Annotated in this window: 10 protein-coding genes and 1 tRNA gene; 7 read left to right on the top strand and 4 right to left on the bottom strand. The window is 70.4% G+C overall.

Annotation, left to right across the window (positions count from 1 at the left end):
* Positions 1 to 69: 69 nt before the first annotated feature.
* Positions 70 to 1,386, bottom strand: coding sequence for an SAM-dependent methyltransferase (locus FHS74_RS27680; protein WP_184807501.1), 1,317 nt, complete (start codon positions 1,384 to 1,386; stop codon positions 70 to 72).
* A 127-nt stretch (positions 1,387 to 1,513) separates the two neighbouring features.
* Positions 1,514 to 2,314 (bottom strand): 3'(2'),5'-bisphosphate nucleotidase CysQ, encoded by an 801-nt coding sequence (gene cysQ / locus FHS74_RS27675; protein WP_184807500.1) that lies wholly within the window; start codon positions 2,312 to 2,314, stop codon positions 1,514 to 1,516.
* 222 nt (positions 2,315 to 2,536) lie between these two features.
* On the opposite strand from cysQ, the gene FHS74_RS27670 reads away from it, so the two are divergent.
* From FHS74_RS27670 to FHS74_RS27640, 7 genes are all read left to right on the top strand, one after another.
* Positions 2,537 to 3,109 carry a thermonuclease family protein gene (locus FHS74_RS27670; RefSeq protein WP_211106593.1) on the top strand — a complete coding sequence of 191 codons (573 nt, stop codon included), beginning with the start codon at positions 2,537 to 2,539 and terminating at the stop codon, positions 3,107 to 3,109.
* Positions 3,110 to 3,322: 213 nt separating this feature from the next.
* On the top strand, positions 3,323 to 3,541 hold the full coding sequence (infA, locus tag FHS74_RS27665; RefSeq protein ID WP_028097283.1) for a translation initiation factor IF-1: 219 nt from the start codon (positions 3,323 to 3,325) through the stop codon (positions 3,539 to 3,541).
* A 45-nt stretch (positions 3,542 to 3,586) separates the two neighbouring features.
* The gene (locus FHS74_RS27660) at positions 3,587 to 4,195 is read left to right on the top strand and encodes a Maf family protein (RefSeq protein ID WP_343067058.1); all 609 of its coding nucleotides are present in this window, start codon (positions 3,587 to 3,589) and stop codon (positions 4,193 to 4,195) included.
* A 13-nt stretch (positions 4,196 to 4,208) separates the two neighbouring features.
* Entirely contained in the window at positions 4,209 to 5,513 is a 1,305-nt protein-coding gene (locus tag FHS74_RS27655) for a ribonuclease E/G (RefSeq protein WP_184807497.1), read from the top strand.
* Positions 5,514 to 5,519: 6 nt separating this feature from the next.
* On the top strand, positions 5,520 to 5,735 hold the full coding sequence (locus FHS74_RS27650) for a DNA gyrase inhibitor YacG (protein ID WP_425491383.1): 216 nt from the start codon (positions 5,520 to 5,522) through the stop codon (positions 5,733 to 5,735).
* A 217-nt stretch (positions 5,736 to 5,952) separates the two neighbouring features.
* Positions 5,953 to 6,028, top strand: a tRNA-Phe gene (locus FHS74_RS27645).
* 193 nt (positions 6,029 to 6,221) lie between these two features.
* Positions 6,222 to 6,596 (top strand): Arm DNA-binding domain-containing protein, encoded by a 375-nt coding sequence (locus tag FHS74_RS27640; protein ID WP_184807496.1) that lies wholly within the window; start codon positions 6,222 to 6,224, stop codon positions 6,594 to 6,596.
* Here the strand turns inward: FHS74_RS27640 and FHS74_RS27635 are convergent.
* Positions 6,593 to 15,091: a non-ribosomal peptide synthetase/type I polyketide synthase gene (locus FHS74_RS27635; RefSeq protein WP_184807495.1), complete on the bottom strand. Its 8,499-nt coding sequence runs from the start codon at positions 15,089 to 15,091 to the stop codon at positions 6,593 to 6,595. The two genes, FHS74_RS27640 and FHS74_RS27635, sit on opposite strands and share 4 nt — an antisense overlap.
* Positions 15,088 to 24,843: a non-ribosomal peptide synthetase gene (locus FHS74_RS31060; protein WP_184807494.1), complete on the bottom strand. Its 9,756-nt coding sequence runs from the start codon at positions 24,841 to 24,843 to the stop codon at positions 15,088 to 15,090. The genes FHS74_RS27635 and FHS74_RS31060 overlap by 4 nt, the downstream gene beginning before the upstream one ends.

Raw genomic sequence — 24,843 nt, 5'->3', positions numbered from 1 at the left:
AGGGGGATAATCATGGGGACAGGGGGGAACGGCAAGGCCGAATCCGGGGCCTTATGCGTTGATTCCCCTCTATTCCGCCACCATCGCCGGGGTGTGGGCACGGTGGGCCATATCCTCTTCCGCCCTGTGGATATAATCGCGCGTGAGGGGCACGGCGGTGAGCGAGTTCGACAGCTGGATCTGGAAGACCATGTGCCCCTGGTAGCGGAAGGCGCATTCCGACCCCGCCAGGTAGAATTCCCACATGCGCACGAAGCGTTCATCGTAAAGCGCCGCGGCCTCGTCGGCCCTAGCCATGAAGCGATGACGCCAGGCGCGCAGGGTCTCCGCGTAGTGCAGGCGCAGGATTTCGATATCGGTGGTGACGATGCGCGCCTTCTCCACCACCGGCAGGACCTCCGACAGGGCGGGGACGTAGCCGCCCGGGAAGATGTACTTGCGGATCCAGGGATTGGTGGACCCAGGTCCGTCCAGGCGGCCGATGGAATGCAACAGCGCCACGCCCTCCGGCGTCATCAGGTCGCGCACGGCGGCGAAATATTCCGGGTAGTGGGGCAGGCCGACATGCTCGAACATGCCGACCGACACGATGCGGTCGAAATGCCCGGCATAGCCCCGCTCTTTCAGGTGGCGGTAGTCCACCAGCTCGAACCGGACGCGGTTGGCCAGTCCCTCCTCCTCCGCCCGCTGGCGGGCCACGGCCAGTTGTTCCCGCGATAGGGTGATGCCCAGGATTTGGGTGTCCGGCACCCTGCGGGCGATCTCCAGCGCCATGCCGCCCCAGCCGCTGCCGATGTCCAGCACCTTCATGCCAGGGGCCAGGCGCAGCTTGGCGACGATGTGCCGCTTCTTCAGGCTCTGCGCCTCCTCCAGCGTCGTCTCCGGCGTGGGGAAGTAGGCGCAGGAATATTGCCGGTCGCTGTCCAGGAACAGGGAATAGAGTTTCCCCGACAAATCATAATGGTGGGCGACGTTGTCGCGGGAGCGGTGCACCGGGTTGAACTGCTGGGCATAGCGGGTCAGTGTTTCGATGGGGCCGACCAGGCGGTCGGTCCAGCTGATGTGCTGCCAGCCGCTGTTGCGGGTGATCAGGGCCAGCAGATCGTAGATGCTGCCCTCTTCCATCACCAGGGTGCCGTCCATATAGGCCTCGCCGGCATAGAGCCGGGGGGCCAGCGCCAGCCGCCAGTGCAGGCTGGGATCGGTCACCCGTACGGTGACGGGGCCGTAGGCCGCCGGGCCACCATCGGCGACGCCGCCGGGGCTTACCCCGCCGGGCAAGCCGTTGGGATCGGGCCGGCCGAATTCGTAACGGCGGCCATGGGCGTCGATCAGCGTCATATGACCGGTCTTGATCAAGGACCGGAACAGGCTGGCCAAGAGCATGCCGAAGGCTCCCTCGTCTCAAATCACCTGCATATCAAAGACATGTGGGTAGTTTGCGATCGGGGCGCCAGAGGGTCTATTAGCTCTAAGATTTAGTCAAAAGGACAGAGTGGGCACGGGCCAGGGCTCACTTTCCGTGGGCGATGAAGGGGCCGTTGCGGAAGCCGGCTTTGCCATAGCGGAAGGGGTCGCCTTCCGGGGTGGTCATGCCACCGCCGGCGGCCAGCAGGACGGCGTGGCCGGCGGCCGTGTCCCACTCGCAGGTTGGCCCGAAACGGGGGTAAAGGTCGGCCACGCCCTCGGCGATGCGGCAGAACTTGACGGAGCTGCCGCAGGCCAGAGTCTCGGCCACCGAATAGGACTTCAGGTAGGCGGCCAGCGCCGCGTCATTGGCGTGGGACCGGGAGGAGACGACGGTGACGCCGGCGCGCGGCTGAGGCCGGCAGGAGATGGTCTCGCGTTCGCCGCCGGTGCGCTGGCGCCAGGCCAGGGGCTTGGGCGCCAGGGAACCGGCGAACAGCTCCCCACTGGCGGGCGCGTAGACCACGCCCAGCACCGGCTGGCCCTGGTCAACCAGGGCGATGTTCACCGTGAATTCGCCGTTGCGCTTGATGAATTCCTTGGTGCCGTCCAGCGGGTCCACCAGCCAGAAGGGCAGGCGGGCGGCCACGGCCGGGATCTCGCCCCGCTCCGCCGCCTCTTCCGACACGGCTGGGATGTCCGGGGTCAGGCGGGCCAGGCCGGGCAGGATGATGGCCTCGGCCGCGTGGTCGGCCAAGGTGACCGGGCTGCCGTCGGATTTGGATGTCGCCCCGTCGTCGCCTTCGTAAAAGGGCAATGTGGCGTACCCCGCCTCAACCGCCAGGGCCGCGATGTCGTCCAGCAGGGCGACGAGGTCCAGATGGGTGAGGGCGGGGACAGCGGTCATGGGGCCAAGCCTATCGAGCGGGTGGTTGCGGGACGCAAGGTGCAGGGGATAGTGCATCCGGGCGCGGTGCGGCAACAATCGAGATCCGAGCGCACGCGCGCGGCTCGCATGCGTGGCCCGGTCGAGGCCGACCGGGCTGGACTTTGAAGGGCGAAATCATGGGCGGGGCGGGGTTGTCCCGCAACCTGCACATTGGGGCAAGACGCTGTTAGGATGGCGCGCATGAAACCATCGATGCTTCCCCTCATCCTCCCTTTCCTTCTCGCCGGCCTGTGGATGGGCGCCCCGGCCATGGCCGCGCCCCCCGCGCCCGTGGGCGGCGGCGGTGACGTGATCGAGGGGCACGCCCAGGCGACGGAAGGGGACACCCTGCTTGTGGATGGCGGGGAGATCCGGCTGTTCGGCATCGACGCGCCCGACCCTGGGCAGACCTGCAAGAACCGTCGCGGGGCCAGCTACGACTGCTTCGCCCAGGCCACGAAGGAACTGCAGGCCGTGGTCCAGGACAAGATCGTCCGCTGCACCACCAAGGAAAGCCCGCCCAAGCAACGGCGATTGGGCGTGTGCACGGTGGAGGGGCGCGATGTCGCCGGTATCATGGTGCGGGCGGGCTGGGCGCTCGCCTACACCGCCCTGTCGCCGGACTACTATAGTGTCCAGGTGCTGGCCATGAGCCACCGCGCCGGCATGTGGGGCGGACGGGTGGAGCCGCCGTGGCTGTGGCGCGACCATCAGGCGGCGATGGACGCGGAGTCCACCGGCAAGCCCCGAAAGAAGCCGTCAGGTCAGCCCTGAGGCCGGGGATGGTCCGAAGTGGGGGCGGGGTGCAATTCCCTGTCGCGAGGTTCACTTTAAAGGTGTGGGCGGGCCACAGTGCCGCGCAAACAGGTGCCTGCACCCCTGCCGTCGCCTGGAAAACACTTGACCGGGAGGGCCAGGGCCATCACCTATGTCGCCGAAATTGCGCGTAACGCTGAGTCCACCTGATTTTTTCCCTGAAAGGAAGTTATGGCGAAGGAGGATTTGATCGAGTTTTCCGGCACGGTGACCGAACTGCTGCCGAACGCGATGTTTCGCGTTAAGCTCGATAACGAACACGAAGTGCTGGCCCACACCTCCGGCAAGATGCGTAAGAACCGCATCCGCGTGCTGGCTGGCGACCGGGTGAATGTCGAAATGACGCCCTACGACCTGACGAAGGGTCGCATCACTTTCCGCTTCAAGTAAGCGGGAACGGTCATGGTGCGCGTGCAAGCGGCCGGGACGGGTGGGGTGCCACGTCAGCTCCCGCCGCTGGTGCTGGCGTCCAGTTCGCCGCGTCGCCGGGAACTGTTGGCCCAGATCGGCGTGACGCCGGCCGGCATCGATCCGGCCGACATCGACGAAAGCCCCCTGGTGGACGAGCTTCCCGCCCAACACGCCCTGCGCCTGGCCAAGGCCAAGGCGGTGGTTGTGGCTGCGCGTGGCGCGGGCGCCATCGTACTGGCGGCGGACACGGTGGTGGGCTGCGGTCGCCGCATCCTGCCCAAGGCGGAAAGCGATGATGACGTGCGCCGGTGCCTGGACCTGCTGTCCGGCCGGCGCCACCGCGTCTATGGTGGCCTGTGCGTGATTGATGCCGCCGGCACGGTGCGCACCCGCCTGGTGCAGACCGCCGTGCTTTTCAAGAAGCTGAACCGCGCCGAGATCGACGCCTATATCGCCTGCGGCGAGGGGGTGGGCAAGGCCGGCGGCTATGCCATCCAGGGTCGCGCCGCGCTGTTCGCGCGCGGGCTGGTGGGATCGCACAGCAATGTCGTGGGCCTGTCGCTGTTCGAGACGGCGGCCCTGTTGCGCGCGGCCGGGTTGGACCCGCTCGCCGGCTCTCCCGCGGCAGCCTGACGGGCCGGCCCCGATGGCCCGTGAACAGACCCGCGAACTTCACATCGACATCACCGCCCCGGCGCTGGGGCCCGCCCTGCGCCGGGCGGCGGTGCTGACCGATGGCGCCCTTAGCGACCTCTATATCGATCGCGTGGACCGGCCCACCTTGGCCGGTGCCGTGATTCGGGGGCGGGTCGCCCGTATCGTCGCCGGCATGAACGCGGCCTTCATCGACATCGGCACGGGCCGCCTGGGCCTGCTGCCCGGGGCTGACGTGCGCCTGCCGCCAGCGGGGGGCAAGGGCAACCCCAAGGATCGCCCCGCGACCCGGGCCCAGGGCCCCATCGGCACGGCGCTGCGCTCCGGCCAGACGGTGATCGTCCAGGTGAAGGCCGACCCCGTGGGCGCCAAGGGCGCCCTCCTGTCCATGGACGTGGCCTTGCCCGGCCGCTTCCTGGTGCACACGCCCCTGGCCGCCGGCATCCATGTGTCCAAGCGCCTGGGACAGGGGGCCAACGCGGCGGCGGAACGGGCACGCCTGACCACCGTGGTGCGTGACGCGGTCCCTTCAGGCGGCGGGGGCTGGCCCGGGGGCTGGATCGTCCGCGCGGCGGCGGCCGGCGTCCCGGCGGAAGGACTGGCGCGGGAGGCGGAGACCTTGGCCCTGGATTGGCGTGGCGTGGTTCGCGCGGGCGATGGCGCGCCGGCCGTTCTGCTGCCGGCGCCGCATGCCGGGGTGCGGGCTCTGCTGGAACAGACGGGGCAGCCGGTGGACGCCATCCGCGTGGATGATCGTGCCGCCGGTGGCCAGGACCTCTATGCCGAACTGCGGCGATGGTGCGACGACCGCGCCGGCGACCTGCTGCCGGTCCTGGCGCGTGCCAGCGCCGGCCTGCCGCTGTTTGACGGCGGCGATCTGGACGGCGCCATCGCCAAGCTGCTGCGCCCCAACGCGCCATTGCCGGGGCCGACCGGCGGCGGGCTGGTGATCGAGCGGACCGAGGCATTGACCGTCATCGACGTGAACGGGGGGGAGCGGGGCGACCCCCTGGCCGTCAACCTGGCGGCGGTCCCGGAAATCGCCCGCCAGTTGCGCCTGCGTAATGTCGGCGGCATCGTGGTGGTGGACTTCATCAACCTGTCCCGGCCACCGGACCGCGAGCGGCTGGTCCTGGCCCTCACCGGGGCGGTGGCGGACGATCCCGGGAATACCCAAGTCTACGGCATGTCCCGCCTGGGCCTGGTGGAAATGACGCGCCAGCGGCGCGGCCCGTCGCTGCTGGACCTGGTGGCGCCTGAAGCGCCCGCCGCCGACCAAAACGACGCCTTGATGTGAGTGTCCATGATGAGTGATGAGCCCATACCCCTGAAGCCCCGCAAAGCCCGCGCCGCCTGCCCCATCTGCGGCCGTCCGCCGGCGCCGGAGGCCAAGCCGTTCTGCTCCCGCCGCTGCGCCGACGTGGACCTCGGCCGTTGGCTGAACGAGAGCTATCGCGTCCCGGTGACGGAGGAGACGGACGAGGACGGCGAAGCGGTGCCCGGGACCGAGAGAGGCTGAGCCCGAACCCGCCCACACGCCTTAAAACCGGGAATATGTCAGTTAAATCAATGGCTTAAAAAAAATATCAAAAAGAATGAACGAACAGGCTGGACAACCCCGTCGGACTTGTCTACATACAGCCACCTCGACGCGCCGCGGACGCCAACGCTGCGGCAACGGGTTAGAAAAACCCACGCGAGTACAGGTACTTAGCTCCTGCTAAGGACCTCTGGATGCCCAGGTAGCTCAGTTGGTAGAGCAGGGGACTGAAAATCCCCGTGTCGGCGGTTCGATTCCGTCCCTGGGCACCATTTTCCCCCACACGATCGTTTCCGTAAGCCGCCGATAATACGCCCCGGTACGATCCAACCCCTTATGAAATATCGGGTTTTTGACGCCAGATCGTAGTTTGGCGTGGATGAGCGTAGCCCTGGGATACCCCCGTCATCGAGGCCTTCTGTTGGTATGTGGGTTGGCATCTTATACCAACAGGAGGATCGGACCATGGCGTTGAGCGACATGAAGTGCCGGAATGCCCGTCCCGGCGAGAAATTGCAGAAGTTTTCTGACAGCGAGGGGCTGCAGTTTTGGGTGCAGCCTACGGGCGCCCGTTTATGGCGGCTGGCCTATCGTTTTGGCGGAAAGCAGAAGCTTCTGGCTCTTGGCACTTACCCTCTCGTTACCTTGGCGGCGGCGCGGGAGGCCCGCGACACAGCCAGGAAGCTTTTGCTTGCCGGTATCGATCCCTCGGAAGACAAAAAGCCGCGAAAACTGCTGCAGTATGGCTCGGGCGACAGTTTTCATGCCATTGCGGAGGAGTATGTCGCCAAGCTAAAGCAGATCGCCCAAAGGCGATTCCGCCTTCGCGCGATCTGCTAGGCGGCCGTCCCGGGCAGTCCCATGCCCCCGTTTCCGGCCGTCCAATGCGCCATGCAAAGGTCGGCCAGGTGTGCGGCGACGGGATCGGCCAGCACCGAGAAATGGGTGCCGGGCAGGGTGTGGGCGGCGGCATGGTCGGCACTGTATCGGCCCCAGCCCAAATCGTCGCCCCGAAGTTCCGCCGGCAGATGCGCGCGGTCCGGCCGGTCCAGCGTGGCCGTCGCCCGCAGCAGCAGCAGCGGCACGGGGGTGAAGTCCACCGGAGCGTATTCCATGGCCGCGTTGGCCCGCATCAGGCGGATCATGCCGCGCAGATGGCCGCCTGCCACGTCGGGCAGGCCATGGGTGCGCAGCAGGTCACGGGCTTCGCCAAGCGCCGTATCGATGTCCTTGTCCGCGAAATAGCCCGGCCCCAGCGCCAGCGGGTGGCCGGCGGCGGCGGCCAGTTCCTCCAGGACGGCGGCCAGCCATTGGCTATCGTCCATGTCGCGGGCCTCGGTCATCAAGGCCGGACCCGGGGCGTAGCCGTCGATGACCGTCAACAGTTCCACCGCCTGCCCCGCGGCGATCAACCGCTGAGCGGCGGCGAAGGCCACCTTGGCGCCAAAGGAATGTCCGCCCAGGCGATAGGGGCCGGTGGGCTGGACCTCGCGGAGCGCGGTCACCGCCCGTGCCGCCATGCTTTCCACGTCGGGATCGGGCTGTGCGATGCCGTCCAGACCGGCCGGTTGCAGGGCATAAACCGGCCCACCCTGACGGCGGGCCAGGTGCCGCGCCAGGGCCGCGAAGGACAGCACGGTGCCGCCCACGCCGGGGAACCAGAAGCTGGGCGTGCTGTTCCCGCCCTCGGCCAACCGCACCAGGGGAGACCAGGCCTCATCCCTTGCCGGATTTCCTCCGCGTATCAGCGTCGCCAGGGCCGCTATGGTGGGGTGGCGGAACAGGGTGGCGATGGGCAGCGTGAGGCCGAACCCCCGCTCCACCGCCGCCATCGCCTCGACGGCCTTCAGCGATGTTCCGCCGGCATCGAAGAAGCTGGTGGCCGTGCCGACGCGGGCGATGCCCAGGATGGTCCGCCACTGTCTGCACAGCGCTTCCTCCACCGCGTCCTGGGGCGGCTGGTAGCCATCGTCGGCGAAGCTGCCGCGCGGATCGGGCAACCGGGCCACGTCGATCTTGCCGCTGGGGGTCAGCGGCAGATCGTCCACCATGACGATGAAGCCCGGCACCATATAGCCGGGCAGCGTGCCGGCCAGGTCAGCGCGCAGCCGGGTGGCCAAATCCCCCGCCACGGGACCAGCGGTGGGAACCACGTAGGCCACCAGGTCGGTAGGCGCCTGCCGGGGATACCCGACCACGGCGGCCTGGGTCACGGCCGGGTTCCGGCGCAGCTGCGCCTCCACCTCGCCCGGCTCCACGCGGAAGCCACGGACCTTCAGCTGCTCGTCCAGCCGGCCCAGGAACTCCAGCGCCGCCGGCCCACCATCCGGGGCCACCCGCCAGGCGACCCGGTCGCCAGTGGCGTATAGCCGCTCCCCCGTGGCCAGATCGGTGATGAAGCGCTCTGCGGTCAGATCCGGCCGGTTCCAATAGCCCCGGGCCAAGCCCACGCCGCCGATGTGCAGTTCGCCGGCCACGCCGGCTGGGACGACGTTGCCCTGGGCGTCGCGCACCCGAACGGTCCAGCCCGCCAAGGGGCGGCCGATCAATGGCTTTGCATTTACGGCCTCGCAGGGCGCCAGCGTGGCGCAGACCGTCGTTTCCGTGGGGCCATAGGCGTTGATGAAGGCGCGTCCCGCCCCCCACAACGCCACCATGTCGGCGGGTAAGGCGGCGCCCGCCGCCACCAGCACCCGCAGCGCCGGCAGGGACCGGTGGGGCAGGGCCGCCAGGGCGGCGGGCGTGATCGTCAGGTGGGTGATGCGCTGGTCGTCCAGCAGCTGGGCCAGGCCGGGGCCGGGCAACAGGGCGTCGGCGGGGGCGAGCACCAGTTCGGCACCGGCACCCAGGGCCATGGCGAATTCCCAGACCGAGGCATCGAAACCGGCGCTGGCCATCTGCAGCACGCGGTCGCCCGGCCGGACGCCCAGCAGGCGGCGCTGTTCCAGCGCCAGGGCCAGCAGGCCGCCATGGGTCAGCAATGCGCCCTTGGGCCGGCCGGTGGAGCCCGAGGTGTGGATGATGTAGGCCACGTCGGCGGGTTCGGGGGCCCTGTCGAAGGCCGCCACCGCCGGGCCGGACAGGATGGCGTCCATCGCTTCCGCCGTCAGGGTCGGTGGATGGTCCAAATCCTCCAGGATGCCCTGGCGGCGGGCCTCCGGTGCTGCGGGGTCCAGCGGCGCATAGGCCAAGCCCGCTTTCAGGATGCCCAGGAAAGCGGTGATCAGCGCCGGCCCGCGCGGCAGATCCACGCACACCGGCGATCCGCCGGGCAGGGCCAGCGCCCCCAGATGGTGGGCGACGCGGTCGGCGTCGGTGCGCAGCCGGTCATAGCTGACGGACTGGTCACCAAAGCGCAGCGCCACCGCGTGGGGCTGCCGCAGCGCCAAGCCACCGAACAGCGCCACCAGGGTGGTCGGCGCCTCCTCCGGCGGGGCCACGGGCGTGATGCCGGCCGGTACCGGCGCGGGCATGCCGCCCCAGACCTCCAGGATCATCGCCGCCTCATCCGCCGGCAGCAGGGGCAGGCGGGACAGCGTGGTTTGCGGCGCCGTCACGGCGCCCGCCAGCAGGGCGCGGTAATGCAGGGCCAACCGCTCCGCCGTATCGCGGCCGAACAGCGCGACCGCGTATTCCAGGCTCAGCGCCAGGTCGTCGCCAGCCTCGGTGATGGAAAACAGCAGGTCGAACTGGTTGGCGCGCTTGTTGGCGTCCACGAAGTCCACGGCCAGGTCGCTGGCGGGCACCTGGGCTTGTGGCAGGTTTTGCAGCACGAAACCGATCTGGGCCAGTGGGTGCTGATTGCGCCGCCGCTGCGGCGCCAACGCCTCCACCACCTGGGCGAAGGGCAGGTCCTGGTTGGCGTAGGCCTCCAGCGCCGTGCGGCCGACCGCGTCGGCCAGGGCCTCGAACGCCATGTCCGGCTGGGGCCGGGCGCGCAGCACCAGCAGGTTGACGAAGAAGCCGATGATGTCTTCCTGCCAATGCTGGGTGCGGTTGGCGACACTGACCGCCACGGCCTGGTCGTCCAGGCCGGTATAGCGGAACAGCAGGCCGTAGAACGCCGCCAGCAGCACCATGAAGGGCGTCAGCCCCCGCGCCTGAGCATAGCCGCGCACCTGTCGCGCCAGGTCGGTGCCCAGCGACAGGGTGACCACGTCGGCGGCGAAGTCGCGCTCCTCCGGCAGGGGGTGATCGCCCAGCAGGCCGTGGCGTTCCGGCAGGCCTTCCAACTGGCGGCGCCAATAGTCCAACTGTCGGGCCAGCGTGTCCGCCCCCAGGTCCTGGCGCTGCCAGCGGACGAAATCGGCGTACTGTGCCGTGGGCGCCGCCAGGGGCGATGGCTGGCCCTCGGCGAACGCCGAATACAGGGCGGCCAATTCCCGCATGAAGATCGACAGGGACCAGCCGTCGGTGACGATGTGATGCATCACCACGAGCAGCACATGTTCATCCGCCGCCAGCTCCAGCAGATGCGTGCGGACGGCGGGGCCCGCCTCCAGGTCGAAGGGCTGCGCCGCCGCCGCATCCAGGAAGGCGGCCTGTGCCGCCACGCGCGCCGGCACGCCCAGGTGGGCCAGCGAGGTCAGCGGCAGATCCAGTGGTGTGGGCGGCATCACCTCCTGCGTCGGCACACCGTCGCGGCGGGGGAAACGGGTGCGCAAAGCCTCATGCCGATGGAGGATCGCCTCCAGCGCGCGCGCCAGGGCCGGCCGGTTCAGATCGCCGGTCAGCCGCAGGGCCAGGGGCACGTTGTAGGCGGCCGAACGCGCATCCAATTGATGGGCGACCCACAGCTGCCGCTGCATCCAGGACAGGGGCAGGGGACCTTCCGCCGGCAGGTTGGGAGCGGGCGCGGCGTCGGGCGCCAGGCCCATCGCCTCTTCCACCGCCTGTGCCAGGGCGCGGGCGGTGGGCGTGCGGAACAGGGTGCGCATGGGCAGCGACACGCCGAAGCGGTGGCGGATCTGGGCCAGGATCTGGGTGGCCAGCAGGGAATGGCCGCCCAGGTCGAAGAAATTGTCTTCCGGCCGGATGCGCTCATGGCCCAGCAGCTTGCGCCAGATGGCGATGATGCCGCCCTCGACGTCCCCGCCGTCAACACCGCCGTCTTCGGCCGCGTCCTCGGGGATCGCCGCCATCATGGGTGCCGTGTCACGGGCTCCCAGGTTGATCCACTGGCGCAGGCGGGGTTCCAAATCACCCCGCGTCACCAGGGTCTGTGGACTGGTGCCATGGTGAAGGACCCGCAGGAAGGCGCCCAAGCCCTCCGCCGCCGACATCTCCAGCGCGCGCAAATCCTGGCCGGGGCCGCGCCCGTCATTGTGTGAAACGTTCCAGCTGTCCCAATTCAGGCTGAGCCATCGGCCCGGCGCGTCCCGTTCCGCCTCTTGCGCCGCCGTATCCAGGGCGGCGTTGGCGGCGGCATAGGCGGCGAAGCCCAACCCACCCAGCACGGACGCCATGGACGACATCAGCACGCAGAAATCCAAATGCTCATCCCATTGGGGCCGATCCCGCAGCAACTGGGCCAGGATGGCGACACCATCAGGCTTGGCGGTGAACTGCTCCGCCGCCTGCGCCGGGTCATACTCGTCCAACGGCTGGTGCATGCGCTGGCCCACGGCGCCGGCGGCATGGATGACGCCGTGGATGGCGCCCCACTCCGCCTCCACCGCCGCGAACACGGCCGCCATGGCGTTGGCGTCGCCGGCATCGGCGGCGAACAGGCGTACCTGGGCGCCGGCGGCCTCGAGCGCCCGCACCCGCTCCACCACCGTCGGGGCGGGGCTGGCCGCGCGCCGGCTCACCAGGACCAGGCGGGCCTGGACGGCGCTGGCCATATGGCCGGCGATTTCCATGCCCACCCCGCCCAGGCCGCCGGTGATGAGATAGACGCCACCGGGCCGTAGGGTGCGCCGGGGCGATCCCGTGGTTTCGATGCGCTGCGGCTCATAGGCCGGCAGCCAGCGGTGTACTCCGCGCAGGGCCACGCGGGGCGCGCGATCCCGGGCCGCCAACTCCGCCGCCAGCCGCTGGGGCAGGCCCGCCGCCGGGGCGCCGGCCACGTCGATCAGGTGGGTGCGCAGGCTGGGATATTCCTGGGGGATGACCATGGCCGGTCCCGCCACCAGCGCCTGCTCGATGTCCAGGTTCTCCGCCCCCGTCACGTCGGACAGGCCGGCCGCCAGGATGGTCAGGTCGTGGATGCCACCGCCCAACCCCTGGCCCAGCGCTTGCCCCAACAGGCACAGGCTGGTGAAGCCCAGGCGACGGGTATCGCCGGGGACCAGGGACCAGGCGTGGATGACGGTACGCGGCACCTCGGGGATATCGGCCAGCAGGCGGGCGTAGTCCTCCGCCGCGTCTGGCCGCACGGTCGCGACCCCGGCCGCCGGGGCGGCGTAATGCGCGCCGGGGCGCACGCGCAGGACGCTGCAACCCTGGCTCTCCAAATGCTCGGCCAGGCGCTGGCCCGCATCGGTCCCGGCATCGCCGACGAACAGCAGGGCGCGGTCCGGCGCGGCGCCGGCGGCCAGGGGGGCGGCCAGGGGGACGGCACGTCGCCAGATGGGCACCAGGAACCAATCGGCGGGATCGGCCTTGCGGGTCAGGCGCGCGGGAAGGCCGCGGGGTGCCGCCGCCGTGTCCGGCGGGTCGATCCAGCAGCGCCGGCGTTGGAACGGGTATGTCGGCAGCGGCACGCGCCGCCGCGCTTCGTCGCCGCCATAAGCTTGCCAGTCGACCGTCACGCCGGACTGCCACAGCCGGCCCAGCGAGCGGGCGATCAGATCGTCCTCCTGCTCGCCCTCGGCCGCCTGCTGCGGATGGGGTAGGGACGGCACCACCGGGCGTGCGGGATCGAAGCCGGCGTGGGCCTTGGCGAAAGTGCCCAGCGCCGTGCCGGGGCCGATCTCCACCAATGCCGTGTCGCCGCCATCCGCCAGCACTTGGCCGATGCCGTCGGCGAAGCGCACGGTGTCGCGCAGATGGCGGACCCAATAGTCGGCGTGCGCCACCGTCGCGGCGTCTACCCGCCCGCCGGTCATGCCGGAATAATAGGGGAGGGTGGGGGCGTGATAGCTGACGCCCGCCGCCGCCTCGGCGAAAGCCGGCAGGATGGGGTCCATGGTGCAGGAATGGGCGCCGCGCGACACTTGCAGTCGGCGGCTGTCCACACCCATGTCGGCCAGTCGCGCCTGCAGTTGCACCAGCGCGTCCTCATGGCCCGACACCACGCCCATGTCGGCGGCGTTGACCACCGCCAGCGACAGGCGGTCGCTCAAGCGGGTGCTGTTCAACAGGGCGCGGATCTCGCTTTCGCTGTTGCGCAGGGCCAGCATGCCCCCGGCCGTTGTCTGGTCCATCAGCCGGCCGCGCGCCGCCACCAGCGTCAGCGCGTCCTCTTCCGACAGGATGCCGGCCAGGCAGGCGGCGGCGTATTCGCCGCTGCTGTGGCCGATCACCGCCACCGGCGTGATGCCCCACGACCGCCACAGCCGGGTGAGCGCCATCTGCACGATGAACATCAGGGGCTGGCTGACGTCCATGCGGCCCAACTGCGCCTCCGCCCAGGCCTCGCGTCCGGGGAGGGGGTGCAGCACGGCCAGGGCGTCCAGGCCGGTGCGGGTGGCCAGGGCCGCCGCGCGTTCGTCCAGCGCCTGGCGGAAGACGGGTTCCGTCTCGTAAAGGCCGCGGGTCATGCCGGCCGATTGGCCGCCGTGACCGGTGAACATGAAGGCCACGCCCCGGCCGGGCTTGGACGCCGCCGCGGCGGCCGCTTCCAGCGATTGGCGCAGCTCCGCCACCGTGCGGCCCACGGCGAAGGCGCGGGTGGCGAAGGTGCGGCGGCCGGTGCGCAGGGTGTGGGCCATGTCCGCCGGATCGGCATCCGCCGTTTCCAAATGCCGGGCCAGGGCCGAGCTCAACAGCGCCAGCGCCTCGGGCGTCTTGGCCGACAGGGGCAGCAGGTGCCAGCGGCGCCGTGCCGGCATGGACTGGCTGGCGGCGAAGCGGTTTTCCGCCACCACGACATGGGCGTTGGTGCCGCCGATGCCGAAGGAACTGACGGCGGCCACGCGCCCACCGGGCGCGCTGGGCCAGTCGACCAGGTCGCCGTTGACATAGAAGGGACTGTCGGCCAGGGCCAGCGCCGGGTTGGGCGTCTGGAAATGCAGGGTCGGCGGGATCTGGCCGTGCATCAGGCTGAGGGTGGCCTTGATCAGGCCGGCGACGCCGGCGGCGGCCCCGGTATGGCCCATGTTGCTCTTGACCGAGCCCACGGCGCAGCCACCGGTACGGCCGCTGCCCGTGCGATAGGCCCGGGTCAGGGCGGCGATCTCGATGGGATCGCCCAGGGGGGTGGCGGTGCCGTGGGCTTCCACCAACCCGATCTCGTCGGGGCGGACGCCCGCCACCGCCATGGCCTCGGCGATGACGCGGGCCTGGCCCTCCGGGCTGGGGGCGGTATAGCCCACCTTCTGCGCGCCGTCGTTGTTGACGGCGCTGCCCTTGATGATGCCCAGGATGGGGGCGCCCTGCGCCAGGGCCTGGGCCAGCGGTTGCAACAGCACCACGCCGGCGCCGGCGCCGTTCAGCGTGCCGGCGGCCTGGGCGTCAAAGGGACGGCAGTGGCCGTCCGGCGCCAGGATCATGCCTTCCTGGTACAGGTAACCCTGGTCCTGCGGCGTGGACAGGGCGACGCCGCCCGCCAGCGCCAGGTCGCATTCGCCGTTGATCAGGCTCTGGCAGGCCATGTGGACGGCGACCAGCGAGGTGGAGCACGCGGTCTGCACCGTGGCGCTGGGCCCGGTCAGGTTCAGTTTGTAGGAGGCCAGGGTGGCCAGGTAGTCCTTGTCATTGGCCAGCATGATCTGGAAGCTGCCGAAGGTTTCCAGCACCTCGGCGTTGCCGGCCAGATGGTTCAGGAAATAGGTGTTCACACCGGCGCCGGCGAAGACGCCGATGTCCCGGGTGCCGCCTTCGCCAGCGTGGCCCGCCGCCTCCAGCGCTTCCCAGACGCATTCCAGGAACAGGCGGTTTTGCGGGTCCAGCAACGCGGCTTCCTGGGGGGAATAGCCGAACAGGTCCGCATCGAAATCCTCGATGCCCTCCACCACCGCGCCACGCTTCACATAGGCGGGATCGGCCAGCAGGTCTGCCGGCACGCCCCTGGCCAGCAATTCCTCATCACTGAAGCTGGTGATGGCCTCCCGCCCGTCGCGCAGCATGTGCCAGAATTCCTGCACGTCACGGACGCCGGGGAAACGGCAGGCCATGGCGACGATGGCGATTTCCGTTGGTTGTGGGGATGCCGGCTGCGGGGCGGCGGTCATGACGGGATCTCTTCCGGGGCGATAAGGGATGTGGCGCGGCGCTGGGCCGTGCGGCGCTGGTTCAAGTCATGGCGCAGGGGCGCCTGGGCTTCACGTTGGGCGGCCCGGTGACGCAGGGCGACGGCCTGCGCCCCGTCGATCAGGCGGGCCAGAGCCTGCACGGTCGGGTGTTCGAACAGGCTGACCATGGTGACCTGACGGGCGGCCGGGAAGTGCCGGCGCACCTCCGCCAACACGCGCAGCAGCAGGAAGGAATAGCCGCCCAGATCGAAGAAATTGTCGTGCAGCCCCACCCGCGGCACCTGCAGCACGGACCGCCAGATGTCGGCCACCGCCTGCTCCGTGGCGCTGCGTGGCGGGGTGGTCTGGGCTGCGGGCGCGGCACCCGCCCGGTCGGGCGCTGGCAGGGCCTTGCGGTCGACCTTGCCGGTGCGGGTCTGCGGCAGGGCCGGTAGCGGCACCCACAGGGTGGGGACCATGTAATCGGGCAACAGCGCCGCCAGTCCGTCGCGCACCACCCGGCTGTCACCGGCGGCGGCATCGGCCGGCACGTAATAGGCGACCAGCCGCCTCTCGCCGCTGCCGTCGGTCCAGGCGACCACGGCCGCGTCGCGCACCCGGCCCTGGGCGATCAGCGCGCGCTCCACCTCTTCCGGCTCGATGCGGTAGCCCCGGATTTTGACTTGGGCGTCGATGCGGCCCAGGAAGTCCAGCTCCGGCGCCGTGCCATCCCAGCGGATGCACGCCAGGTCGCCCGTGGCATACATCATTCCGGACCCGTAAGGATTTAGCCGGAAGCTTTTCTCCGTCAGATCCAATCGGCCCAGGTATCCCCGGCTGACCGCGGTGCCGGCGATCCAGAGCTGGCCCGGCACGCCCGCCGGCAGCGGGTGGCCTTCCTCGTCCAGGATATACACCGCCGTATTGGCGACCGGCCGGCCGATGCGCGGCAGTTCCGGCCAGCTATCGGGGTCGGCCGGCAGGACCAGGGTGGTCGCGACGTGGGTTTCCGTCGGACCATACTGGTTGACCAGGCGGCAGTCCGGCAGGTCACGGAACAGGGCGCGTAGCGACGGGGTGACCTTCAGCCGTTCGCCGGCCGTGATCAGTTCCACCAGGCCCTGGGGGCGGCGGGTGGCCAATGGCCAGGCCTCGGCCAGCTGCTGCAGGGCGGTGAAGGGCAGGAAGATGCGCTGAATGCCCCAGGTCGCGGCCTGGGCGATCATGGCGGGCACGTCACGGCGCAAGGGCTCTGCCATTAGCACCAGGGTGCCGGCCGACGCCCAGCAGGCGAACATCTCCTGGCAGGCCACGTCGAACCCCAGGGTGGTGAATTGCAGGGTGCGCAGACCGTGCGCGAAGGACGGCTCCGCCACCTGCCAGCGGATCAGGTTCACCAGCGCCCGGTGGGGCATCAGCACGCCCTTGGGCTGGCCGGTGGAGCCCGAGGTGTAGAGGACGTAGGCCAGGTGTTCCGGCGTCAGGTCCTCGACCGGTGGCCCGAAGGCTTTCTCCTCCTCCGTCACCGCCACCGCTTCGGCACCGTGGGGCAGGCCGCCGTCCGGTGCCGAACCCACCACCAACGCCAAGCCGGCGTCGCCGATGATGTAGTCCAGGCGGGCGGCGGGAAGGGCCGGGTCCAGCGGCACATAGGCGCCCCCGGCCTTCAGGATGCCCAGCATGGCCACCACCATGTCCAGCGACCGGTCCAGCCGGATGCCGACCGGCGTGTCCGGCCGCACGCCCAGCGTCACCAGGCGGTGCGCCAGCGCGTTGGCACGGTGATCCACCTGGGCGTAGCTCAGGTCGGCGCCGTTGAAGGTGACGGCCACCGTGTCCGGCAGGGTCGCGGCCGTCGCCTCGAACAACCGGTGCAGCCGGCCGTCGCCGGCGTTGGGCATCGCCGGGCCCTGGCAGGCGGCCAGCAGGCGCGCGACTTCATCGGGTGCCGCCAGCGCCAAGTCATGCAGGGGCAGGTCGGCGTCGGCCGCCACGGCGCGCAGCAGGGACAGGTACTGGTCCACCATGCGCTGGGCGGTGGCGGGATCGAACAGGTCGGTGCTGTATTCCCAATGGCCGTCCAGGCCGCCATCCGCCGCCTCGATCAAGGTCAGCAGCAGGTCGAACTTGGCCGTGTGGGTGTCGATCTCCACCGGGGCCAAGTCCAGACCCGGCAGCGCCAGGGGGCCGCGCGGGGTGTTCTGCAGATTGAACATGGCCTGGAACAGCGGCGAATGGGCCAGGCTGCGCGGTGGGTCCAGGGCGTCGACCAGCTTTTCGAACGGCACGTCGGCATTGGCGTAGGCGTCCAGCGCCGTCTGCCGCATCTGGGCCAGGAAGTCGCTGAAGCGCGGGTTGCCGCCCAGGCGGCCGCGCAGCACCAGGGTGTTGGTGAAGAAGCCCAGCAGCCCCTCCAGTTCCCGGGCCGGCCGGTTGGCCACCGGCGTGCCGACCAGCACATCGTCCTGGCGGGACTGCCGGTGCAGCAACACCATGAACACGGCCAGCAGGGTCATGAAGGGGCTGGCCCCCGCCGCCTGCCCCACGGATGCCAAGCTCCGGGCCAGATCAGCCTCGACGGTGAAGCGCAGGGTGCCGCCCCGGAAGCTTTGTCGCTGAGGCCTTGGCCGGTCGGCGCACAGGTTCAGATGGGTCGGCGCGTCGGCCAGCTGTTCGGTCCAGTAATCCAGCTGGCGTTTGAAGCCGGCGCTGGCCAGCCAGCGCTGCTGCCAGGCGGCATAGTCGCCGTACTGCAGGGGCAGGGGCGGCAGGGCCCCGTCCAAATCGTCCCTCGCCAAAGCCGCCGTGTACAGCGCCCCGATCTCCCGCACCAGCACGCCGGTGGACCAGCCATCGGTGGCGATGTGGTGCCAGGTCAGGACAGCCAGATGCCGGTCGGGCGCCAGGGTGATGACGCTGACGCGCAACGGCGGCTCCCGCGACAGGTCGATGGGCCGGGCAACCTCCGCCAGCGCCAGGCCCGCCAGGTCGGCCGTCGCAGCCGTCGTCCTGTGGACGAAGGGCATGGGCAGGGGCGGCAGGATGCGCTGGTACGGTTCCCCCTCCCGCAGGATGAAGCAGGTGCGCAGGCTTTCATGGCGGCGCACCAGGGCGTCCAGCGCCGCGCGCAGGGCCGACAGGTCCAATCGGCCGGCCAGGACGAAGGCGTCGACGGTGGTGTAGGCGCGCCCGCCTTCCTCCAGCCGATCCAGGAACCATAGGGCGCGCTGGGCATAGGATATCGGCATCAGCGCGGTGCCGTCGGAGTCCGGCATCCGCGGCTGGGGCAGCAGGGCGGGGCGGTCGCCGTCGCCCGTCCTCTCCGGCCGCAGCAGGGCCGCGAGGCCGGCGATGGTCGGCGCCTCGAACACGTGGCGGACGGACAGATCCATCCCCGGCCACTGGTCGCGGATGCGGGCCACCACCTGAACCGCCTTCAGCGAATGGCCGCCGCGTTCGAAGAAATTGTCGTGCACGCCAAAGGCGTCGCCGCCCAGCACGTCGGCCCAGATGGCGGCCAGGCGCTGTTCCATCCCGTCGCGCGGGGCCACGCGGTCGGCGGTGGGGGTGACGTCGCGCAGCGCGGGTTCGGCCAGGGCGGCCAGGCGGCGGCGGTCCACCTTGCCGCTGGTGACCAGGGGCAGGGCGTCCAGCGCCAGGAAATGCGCCGGCACCATATAGTCGGGCAGGGTGCGGCGCAGGCCGGCGCGCAAGGTCGCGGCATCGGCGGTACCGACGATGAAGGCCACCAGGCGGTGCTCCGTGTCGCCCGGCCGCTTTAAACCTATGACGGCGCTTTCCCGCACGGCCGGAAGGGCGTTCAGCGCCGCCTCCACCTCCGCCGTCTCGATGCGGTAACCGCGCACCTTCACTTGGCTATCGGCGCGGCCCAGGAAGATCAGCGTGTCGTCAGCACCCACGCGCACCCGGTCGCCGGTGCGGTACATGAAGCCGCCGGCGTGCGGGTCGGCCAGAAAGGCCGCTTCGGTCAGGGCGGGCGCGTTCAGATAGCCGGTGGCGAGGCTCACGCCCGCCAGGTAGAGGTCGCCCACCAGACCCGCCGCGACGGGGCGCCGGGCGTGGTCCAGCACATAGGCCCGCATGTTATGCACCGGCCGGCCGATGGGTACGCTGGCCGGGCGTGGTTCGGCGCCGGGCGCGCATTCATGCCAGGTGGCGTCGATGCCGCTTTCCGTGGGGCCGTAGCAGTTCAGCAGACGGGCCGCGCCCAGTTGGGCCAGCAGGCGATCCTGCAACTCCGTCGCCAGCACCTCGCCCCCCGAACAGACCAGGCGCAGGCTGGGACAGGTGGCCAGGATGCCCTCATCCGCCATGATTTGCAGCAGGGCGGGCACCGCCTGGAACACCGTTACGCCGAAGGTGCGGATCAGGGCGCCCAATGCCGCCGGGTCCTTCTCCGCCTCCGGTGGCGCCATGACCAGGCGGCCGCCGCAGGTCAGCGGCGCGAAGAATTCGATGACCGAGGCGTCGAAATCGAACGAGGTCATCTGCAACAGGGTATCGCCGGCGCTCAGGCCGGCCACCTCCCCGAACCATAGCTGATGGTTCACAGCCGCGCGGTGCGGCACGGCGACGCCCTTGGGCACGCCGGTGGAGCCCGAGGTGAACATGACATAGGCCGGCCGCTCGTCGTCCACCGGCACGGCCGGGTCCGTGTCCGGCCGGGCGGTTATGGCGGCGGCCTCGGCATCCGGGTCCACCAGGACGGCGTGGGTGCCGGTCACCGGAAAGTCCGGGCCGGTCAGGATCAGGGCGGGGGCGGCCGTGCGCACGATGGCGGCCAAGCGGTCCGCTGGGTGGTTGGGGTTCAAGGGCACATAGCCGCCACCGGCCTTCAGGATGCCCAGCAGCAGCACCGGCAGGTCCAGGGCGCGGCGGCGATGCACGCCCACCAGGTCACCGGGCCGCAAGCCGCGGGCGATCAGGTGGTGGGCCAGGCGGTTGGCGGCGGCCTGGACCTGCGCATGGGTCAGGACCGCGTCGTCATAGACCAGGGCCGGGGTGCTGGGACTGGCGGTCGCCAGTCCGTGCAGCCCGATGCCGCTTGGCCGGGGGCGCGCGGCGCCGGCCAGGCCCGGCAAACCCGCCCGCTCCGGCGCGGGCCGCAGGTCTATGGCATCCACCGCCTGCGCCGGATCGGCCAGCAGTTCCGCCGTCAGGGTGGCGAACTGTCGGGCCAGGCGCGCGGCGCTGACGGGGTGGAACAGGTCGGTATTGTATTCCAGGCTGGCCGCCAGGCCGCTGTCCATGGTCCGGATGCTCAGCGTCAAATCGTACTTGGCATAGGGGCTTTCCCACGCCAGCGGCGTGGCCGTCACGCCGTTTAGGCGCAGGGGGAAGGCCGCGTCCTCCTCCACCGCCAACATCACCTGGAACAGCGGCGTGGTGTCCAGGCGCCGTTCGGGCCGCAAAGCCTCCACCAGGGTGGTGAAGGGGACGTCCTGGTGCTCGAACGCCTCCAGCACCGTGGTGCGCGCGCCCGCCAGCAGGGTGGTGAAGGGAACGCCGTCATCCACGGGTGTGCGCAGCACCAGATTGTCGGCGAAGAAGCCCACCAGCGGTTCCACCGCCGCGTGGTGGCGGCCGGCGATGGGGGTGCCGACGCCGAAGTCCGCCTCACCGGTGACACGGTGCAGGAAGGCGGTGAAGACGGCATAGAACAGCATGAAGCGGGTGACGCCGTGCCGCCGGCAGAGGCCGTCCACCGCCGCCGTGTCCACGTCCAGGGGCAACGTTTCCGTGGCGCCCCGGTTGCTGGGCACTGCCGGGCGGGGGAAGTCCGCCGGCAACTCCAGGCTGGGCGGCAGGCCCGCCAACTTGGCCCGCCAATAGTCCAGCGCGCGCGCTGGACGGGGACCTTGCAGCCAGCCGCGATGCCAGTGGGCATAGTCCTGGTATTGCAGGGGCAGGGGTGCCAGCGTGCCGCCGGCGTAGACCGTCTCCACCTCCCGCAGGAACGCGGTCAGGGACCAGCCGTCGCACACCAGGTGGTGCATGACCATTTGCAGGATGTGCCGGTCCGGCCCGATGCGCAGCAGGGTGGCGCGTACCGGTGGCACGCGTTCCAGGTCGAACGGCGCCTCCGCCCCCTCCGCCAGCAGGCCCGCCACCTGGGATTCCCTGGCATCGCGCACGTCCAGCCTGACGCCGGTGGCGGCGATGTGCTGCACCGCCCGCCCGTCCTGTTCCACGAACACGGCCGACAGCACGTCATGGCGGGCGACGACGGCCTCGATGGCGCGGGCCAGGGCGGCCACGTCCAGCGGGCCGTCCAGGCGGTACTGGCCCGGTACGTTGTAAGCGCCGCCCAGCGGCAGCATCTTTTCCAGCACCCACAGCCGTTCCTGGGCGTATGACAGGGGCAGATTGGTGCGACCCAGGCCGCAGGGGCCGGGGGCGCTTTCGTCCGCCGCTGTGCTGTCACTCGCATCGATGGCGGCGGCCAGCGCGGCCAGGGTGGGATGCTCGAACACCGTGCGGACGGGCAGGCCGGCCGGCCGGCCGGCGGCCGCCAGCGCATCGCGGGCACGCGTCACCATCCGAATGGCCGACAGGGAATTGCCGCCCTGGTCGAAGAAGTGGGCCGCGCGCGGGTAGGGGCCACCGGCCAGCACGTCGGCCCACACCTGGGCCAGCAGGATTTCGGTGGGGGTGGCCGGGGCCTCCGCGCCATCCGTGCCGCCGTCCACGACCTTGTAACGCGCACCGGCCAGGGCCTGGCGGTCGACTTTGCCGTTGGGCGTCACCGGCAAGGCCGGCAGGGCCACGATCTGCGCCGGCACCAGATGGTCCGGCAATTGCCGCGCCAGGGCGGCGCGCGGGTCGGCGATATCCGCACCCTCACGGGCGACGTAATAGGCCACCAGCCGCGCCTGGCCGTCGTCACGCCGCGCCACCACGGCGCAGTCGGCGATGCCGGGCAGGGCACCCAGGGCGGCCTCCACCTCACCCGGTTCCACGCGGAAGCCCCGGATTTTCACCTGAGCGTCCACGCGGCCCAGCAAATCCACCACCAGGCCGTCGCCGCCGGCCGGGTCGGGGACCCAGCGGGCCAGGTCACCGGTGCGGTATAGGCGCTCGCTCCACCGCAGGCCGTCCAGCTCGAAATCCCGCGTGACGAAGCGCTCCGCCGTCAGGTCGGGCCGGTTGTGATAGCCCAGCGCCAGGCCGTCGCCGCCCGTCAGCAACTCACCCGCCACCCCCGGCGGCACGGGGTTGCCGTGTGCGTCGACGATGTGGACGGTGGTGCCGGAAATGGCGCGGCCCACAGGGACCACGTCGCCCAAAGGCCCGGGGCCGAAGGTATGGCAGGTGGTAAAGGTGGTGTTTTCGGTGGGGCCGTAGCAGTTGATCAGCGTGGTGTCCGGCAACCGGGCCAGCACATCGACCGCGGGGCGGCGGGGCAGGAAATCACCGCCCGTCAGCAACTGGCGTACGCCACGCAAATCATCCAGGCAGTTTTCAACCAGCAGGGTGAACAGGCCGGTTGTCACCCACAGCGTGGTCACACCGCCCTCACGGATGACGCGGCCCAGGGCCAGCAGATCATCCTCCAGCGGCGGGGCGATCACCAGGGTGCCGCCGTTCAGCAGCGCCCCCCAGATTTCCAGGGTGGAGGCGTCGAACGATACCGGCGCCAGCATCAGCATCACCTGATCGGCATCCAGGCGGGCGAAGGCGGCATCCTTCACCAACCGATTGATGCCCCGGTGCGGCACCACCACGCCCTTGGGCCGGCCGGTGGAACCCGAGGTGTACATGATGTAGGCGGGACTGTCGGCGGTGACGCCGGGGGTGGCGGGGGCCAGGCCCTCATCCAGGGTCGCCGTATCCACAACCAGGCGGCGCGCGTCCGTCCACGGCGTATCGGCGTCCGCTGAGGTCAGCAGCAGGCGGATGCCGGAATCCACCGCCATCCAGGCCAGGCGCTCGGCCGGGTACCGGCGGTCCAGCGGCACGTAAACCGCCCCGCATTTCAGAATGGCCAGCACCCCGGTGATGAAGTCGGGCGACCGGTCCAAGGCGACGCCCACGGTGTCGCCGGCGCGGACGCCGGCGCGGGCCAAGTGACCCGCCAGCTGGTCGGACCGCCGGTTCAGGGTGCGATAGTCGATGCGCTCCGTCCCATGAACCAGGGCGATGGCGTTGGGCGTGGCGGCGGCCTGGGCGCGGAACAGGCCGCCGATAGTCTCAAGGGCGGGCCGGGGGACCAAGGCGTCGCGGTTGGTGGCGCCCCGCAGACGGGCTTCGTCGGCCGGGGTCAGCAGGGCCAGTCGCCCCACCGGCCGTTCGGGTGCGGCCAGCGCGTCGGCCAGCAGCAGCTCGAACCGCTGGGCGATGGCGGCTATGGTGTCGGCGTCGAACAGGTCGGTCTGATAGTCCCAGCACAGCAGCGGCCCACCGGCCTCATCCGGCAGCACCGTCAGGGTCAGGGGGTATTTCCCTGTGTCGGCCGCCAGGGGATGGGGGGCCAGCGCCGCGTCGCCGAAGGCGGGTTCCGCCATCTCGATGTTCTGCAGGGCGATCATGGCCTGGAACAGGGGCGGATGGCTGGCGCCGCGGTCCGGTTGCAGGGCCGCGACCAACTGGCTGAAGGGCAGCTCCTGGTGCTCGTAGGCCGTTAGCGCCATGTCCCGCGTCCAGGCCAGCAGGTCGCGGAAGGGGGCGGTCCCGTCCACGTCCAGGCGCAGCGCCAGGGTGTTCACGAAATAGCCCGCGACCCCTTCGAAATCCGCCCGCAGCCGATTGGCGATGGGCGTGCCCACGACGACGGTGTCCTGGCCGCTGAGCCGGTGAAGCAGGGCGGCGTAGGCGGCGGTGACCGTCATGAAGGGCGTTACCCCCTCCCGCCGGCAAAAGGCGTCCAGCGTGCCGATGAATGCCCTGTCCAGCCGGCGCTCGATACGGCCGCCCCGGTGGCTGGCACGCTTGGGGTAGGGCCGGTCCGCGGGCAGGTTCAGAACGGGCGGGGCACCGTCCAGCGCCTGGCGCCAATAGGCCATCAGTGCGTCGCCCCGCTCCGCCAGCCGCTGCCGCTGCCAGCGGGTATAGTCGCTGTACTGCGCCGGAACGGGCGGCAGGGGGGAGGGCTGACCCGCCTGGAAGGCGGCATACAGGGCCGACAGTTCCCGCACCAGCAGGGCGATGGACCACCGGTCGGTGACGATGTGGTGCTGGGCGAAAACCAGGATGCCGTCATCGGCGCCAGTGCGCAGCCAGGTCAGGCGTAGCAGTGGGGCGACGCCCAGATCGAAGGGCGCCCAGGCGGCCGCGTTCACCCGAGCCTCCAGGGCCGGCCCGTCCAGGCCCGTCGCATCCTCCACCGGGATGGTGACGGCGATATCGGGCGCCACCACTTGATGCAGGCCGTCATCCGCCATTGCCAAGCGCGTGCGCAGGCTGTCATGGCGTACGCACAGCGTGTTGAGGGCCGCTGTGAGGGCGGTCAGATTCAGTGTGCCGGTCAGGCGCACGGCCCGCGCCTCGATGTACAACTGCGGGCAGTCGGGCTCCAGCCGGTCCAGCGACCACAGCATTTCCTGGTTGGCGGAAGCCGGCAAAACCTGCGGAGCCGACAGGTGGGCGACGATGTCGGCCTTGGCGGCCACCAATTCTTCGCGCAAGGCCCCGTGAAGCACGCCCTTGGGGGCGGAGAAGCGCAGTTGCCCCGCCTCCACCCACAGACGGACGTCCAGGTCCCCCAAGCGCCGCAGCAGGGATTGCACGTCCAC

Source organism: Nitrospirillum iridis, from assembly GCF_014205765.1.
Lineage (GTDB): Bacteria > Pseudomonadota > Alphaproteobacteria > Azospirillales > Azospirillaceae > Nitrospirillum > Nitrospirillum iridis.
This window is presented reverse-complemented; position numbering and strand designations above follow the sequence as displayed.

Coding starts and splice junctions, on each gene's coding strand:
- cysQ (WP_184807500.1), bottom strand. CDS start 2,314: ATGACCGCTGTCCCCGCCCTCACCCATCTGGACCTCGTCGCCCTGCTG.
- FHS74_RS27640 (WP_184807496.1), top strand. CDS start 6,222: ATGGCGTTGAGCGACATGAAGTGCCGGAATGCCCGTCCCGGCGAGAAA.
- FHS74_RS27635 (WP_184807495.1), bottom strand. CDS start 15,091: ATGACCGCCGCCCCGCAGCCGGCATCCCCACAACCAACGGAAATCGCC.
- FHS74_RS27655 (WP_184807497.1), top strand. CDS start 4,209: ATGGCCCGTGAACAGACCCGCGAACTTCACATCGACATCACCGCCCCG.
- infA (WP_028097283.1), top strand. CDS start 3,323: ATGGCGAAGGAGGATTTGATCGAGTTTTCCGGCACGGTGACCGAACTG.
- FHS74_RS27680 (WP_184807501.1), bottom strand. CDS start 1,386: ATGCTCTTGGCCAGCCTGTTCCGGTCCTTGATCAAGACCGGTCATATG.
- FHS74_RS27650 (WP_425491383.1), top strand. CDS start 5,520: ATGATGAGTGATGAGCCCATACCCCTGAAGCCCCGCAAAGCCCGCGCC.
- FHS74_RS27670 (WP_211106593.1), top strand. CDS start 2,537: ATGAAACCATCGATGCTTCCCCTCATCCTCCCTTTCCTTCTCGCCGGC.